This window comes from Mesorhizobium amorphae (genome assembly GCF_014843845.1).
Classification (GTDB): Bacteria; Pseudomonadota; Alphaproteobacteria; order Rhizobiales; family Rhizobiaceae; genus Mesorhizobium; species Mesorhizobium amorphae_A.
The window spans coordinates 1-3,434 of record NZ_JHQS01000020.1 but is presented as its reverse complement, the minus strand read 5'-3'; the positions used below and the strand labels follow the sequence as shown (position 1 = coordinate 3,434).

Annotated in this window: 2 protein-coding genes; both read right to left on the bottom strand. The window is 56.6% G+C overall.

Annotated elements, in window-relative coordinates:
* Nucleotides 1-50 precede the first annotated feature (50 nt).
* Entirely contained in the window at nt 51-587 is a 537-nt protein-coding gene (locus tag DH08_RS12675; RefSeq protein ID WP_192179524.1) for a sarcosine oxidase subunit gamma, read from the bottom strand.
* Nucleotides 580-3,434: sarcosine oxidase subunit alpha family protein (locus DH08_RS12670; protein WP_192179635.1), on the bottom strand; the 2,855-nt coding region annotated here is incomplete at its 5' end. The genes DH08_RS12675 and DH08_RS12670, both read right to left, overlap by 8 nt.

Below are 3,434 nucleotides of genomic sequence, written 5' to 3'. Positions count from 1 at the left end.
CGACCGCTGAGCCGAGCATCAGATTCTGAGACTGAATTGCGTTGTTGGTGTTAGGCGCTGAACTCTGCGCCCATCTGAATCAAGTCGTCGTAGACACTTTCTGCCAGTGTCCTGAGGACGATGATTTCCCAACGTTCCTGATCGAGGCGGGTCACATGAATAGTTATGCGCCCGAGCAGTGTCACTATCGCTTTCCCTGGTGCGAAAGCGGCGTCTGAAAAATCGGCACCTGAACCCTTCGACAAAAGGGCGCCAACATGTTTGCCTTCTAATAGAATTCGAACGCGACCATGGGATTGGTCTACGGAGGAGTATTTGGGTCGCAGCTCTTTCGCCACGGCCTGATGCCTGTCAGCCCCCCACACTTCGTTCGCGATCAGAAACCATTGGGATGGGGAAACGGGGCGCAACTCACATGAAGCGCCGGCAGAAAGCCCACCAAGGTCAGGGCCCTCTGGGTTGTGCGGATGTCCGAGAAGATGAACGATCGTCCCCTCGGGGATAGGACGTATTTTGAGGCCCGAGCTTATAAGGGGCCTCTTATCAACCAGCACATCGCGGCGGATGGAGCGTTCTTGGCTATACATGGAGTTTCTCATTGGCGGGATCGACAAATACGGGATTACAGAGCCGCGCCGGTGTGAACTCGTTGTAGAGACCGTTCCAGACGAGGACTTCTTCGCCATGACGCTCGGTCCCGCGCTTGACGAGTGCCAGGCCGATTGTTGACTGAATGTGTGGGGAGTACGCGCTTGACGAGACATATCCCTGATCATTTTCGAGGGAGACCGATGCACCCTTCGCCAAGATGTGTGACCCGGTTCGGAATTGCTTGTTCGGGTCGAGCGGTCGGACCCCGACGAGCGCTAACCGGTCCGAATGACTGAGCCCCTCTCGCTCCAACATTTTGCGCCCGATGAAATCCGGCTTCTTGGACGAAACCAACCGACCGAAGCCCAGATCTTTAGGCACTACAGTCCCATTGATCTCGTTGTGCGTGACGTGACCCTTCTCGATACGAAGTACACCGAGAGTTTCGATCCCGTATGGCATGAGGCCGTGCTCACGACCCGCATCCACCAAGATATCCGCAACAATATCGGCGAAACCCGCTGGCACTGCGAGTTCGTAAGCCAATTCCCCAGAGAAAGAGATTCGGAAGAGCCGCCCATGAACCTGGCCGTCCAACAACGAGACTTCGCGTGCCGCCATGAACGGAAACGCTTCGTTCGAAATGTCGTCGTCGACGACCTTGAGCAAGATCACGCGCGACTTCGGTCCGGCGATGGATAGCTGCGCCCATTGGTCCGAGACCGTAGCCAGCCGAACATCCAGCGTTGGCCATAGTACCTGGGCGCAGAACTCAAGGTGGTTCATCACGCCAGCGGCGTGAGCGGTGGTAGTGGTGATGAAGAAGCCATCTTCCCACAGTCGACTAATGGTTCCGTCGTCATAGACCATCCCATCCTCGCGCAGCATCAGGCCGTACCTGGCCTTGCCCACGGGGATAGTGCCTACGTTGTTCGAATAGACCTTGTTAAGAAATTCCGCTGCGTCCTGCCCCCACACTTCGATCTTCCCTAGCGTGGAGACATCACAAATACCCGCATTCACCCGAGCGTTGAGAGCTTCTCGATCAACACTTTGGCGCCAATTGGTCTCACCTTCACGCGGGAACCATGATGACCGGTACCAGAGGCCAGATTCGATAAACCTCGCTCCATTCCTTGCTGCCCATGCATGAAGTGGTGAGCGTCGAGCGGGCTGATAATGACGAGCGTGATGCGCGCCGGCCAGGGCACCGGCAGAAACGGGAGAGAAGAACGGTCGATATGTCGTAGTCCCGACGTCACCGGGGGAGATTCCGCGAGCCTCTGCGATGAGACCTATAGCGTTGACGTTTGAGAGTTTTCCCTGATCGGTCGCCATGCCGTTTGTGGTATAGCGCTTCGTGAGTTCGACGTGGCTATAACCCTCGCGGACAGCAAGATTTATGTCTTTCTCGGTCACGTCGTTCTGGAAGTCGACAAATGCCTTTCCTCGCGTCGAAGGCATTGACCAGACAGGCTTGGCAGTCAGATATGCGTCCTCCCCATCGACAGTACCGAAATCAGCCGGGTTTGCTTCATAAGAAAGATCGCGAACAACCCGAGCGCCAACGGCGGCGCCGTCCACCAAACATTCCGACAGACTGGCCACGCAGCGCGCTGAGCCGATCACATATACAGACTTGAGCCCGTCTGGAGCGACGAACGCTCCATGCTCATTGGACCAGACGGGTCTGGAGCCGCGGTGCATCGCAAGATGGATCGAAGGATTGAATCCACCAGCCATCGCCAGTGCATCTACCTCTATCGTTTCTGCCTGCCCGCCCTGACTGATGGTCACTCTTTTAAGCACCTTTCCACCGCCGGCCCCGCTTACGAAGGCCGCTGGGAGGATGCGGGCTTCGAGTGAAAAGTTTCTAGGAATATCGGGTCGAGTGTCTACGATCGCTGTGACATGGACACCTGCTGCCTCAAGATCGCGGGCAAGCACATACCCGCTATCATTCGTGGTAAAGATCGCGGTTTTTTTTCCTGGAGCAACCGCGTATCTATTGAGATACGTCCGCATGGCGCCAGCCAGCATTATACCAGGAGTGTCATTACCTCCGAAGATCAGTGGCCGTTCTTCGGCACCGGTGGCGATGATCGAGCGCTTTGCAACAATGCGCCATAGTCGCTCGACAGGTCTGACCAGGTCAGGTGAAGCAACGTGTTTTTGCACTCTTTCAACCGCGCCGAACACCCCGTCGTCGTAAGCACCGAATACGGTCGTCCTGGTCATGACCTGGACATTCGGGAGGCTGTTCAGTTCGTCATCCAGAAGTATCGCGAACCCTGGGGCGCTTTCGGATCCGATCCGTGCCTTGGATGAAAGCAAGGAGCCACCAAGCTCGGATTGCTCGTCTACTATGATCACGCGCGCGTTCGCGCGAGCTGCCGTAATCGCTGCCGCCAACCCTGCCGGGCCAGCACCGACTACAAGCAGGTCGCAATGAGCCCAGCGCTTGTCATAGGTGTCAGGGTCCCGCTCGTATGAAGCCTTGCCAAGCCCCGCCGCTTTGCGGATCAAAGGCTCGTAGACTTTCTCCCAGAAGCTCGCAGGCCACATGAAGGTCTTGTAGTAGAAACCGGCAGAGAGAAACGGTGACAGTATGCCGTTGATCGACCCCAGATCGAAATTCAAGGACGGCCATCGGTTCTGACGGTTCTGACTCTGGGCCTCAAGTCCATCAAACAATTCTTGCGTGGTGGCGCGAGTGTTGGGTTCGGTGCGCCCGCCTTTGCCAATTGTCATCAACGCATTCGGCTCTGAGGAACCGGCCGTGAGTACGCCTCGTGGGCGATGGTATTTGAAGCTGCGCCCAAATATCATCTGCCCATTCGCCA

Coding starts and splice junctions, on each gene's coding strand:
- DH08_RS12675 (WP_192179524.1), bottom strand. CDS start 587: ATGTATAGCCAAGAACGCTCCATCCGCCGCGATGTGCTGGTTGATAAG.